The sequence below is a fragment of the Desulforhabdus sp. TSK genome (assembly GCF_022836495.1).
In the GTDB taxonomy this organism is placed as follows: Bacteria; Desulfobacterota; Syntrophobacteria; order Syntrophobacterales; family Syntrophobacteraceae; genus Desulforhabdus.
This window is the reverse complement of sequence record NZ_BQXM01000290.1, coordinates 1-252: the sequence shown is the minus strand read 5'-3', so window position 1 is coordinate 252 and position 252 is coordinate 1. Positions and strand designations below refer to the sequence as shown.

General features: G+C 52.0%; 1 protein-coding gene. It reads left to right on the top strand.

The features are described from left to right. Window positions 1–14: 14 nt before the first annotated feature. Window positions 15–252, top strand: a 238-nt coding sequence (locus MWC30_RS22425) for a helix-turn-helix domain-containing protein (protein ID WP_244086373.1), incomplete at its 3' end; no start/stop codon positions are given.

The following is a 252-nucleotide window of genomic DNA, read 5'->3' as shown; positions in this document are numbered from 1 at the left end:
AGAAGATAGCTGCTATGTTCGATGTTCACAGACAGGCCGTGGCCTACTGGATAGACAGATGGGAAGAGAGGGGACTGACCGGACTCTTTGATGAGCCCAGAGAGGGACGTCCCTTGAAGCTGAGCAGTGAGGATGAAGAGTTTATCCGAAGCCAAATAGGCGAGGAGCCCCGCAATGTGAAGAAAATACTCGCTTTGCTTCAAGATAAGAGAGGAAAGCAGGTGAGCGAGTGGACGGTCAAGAGGGCTCTCA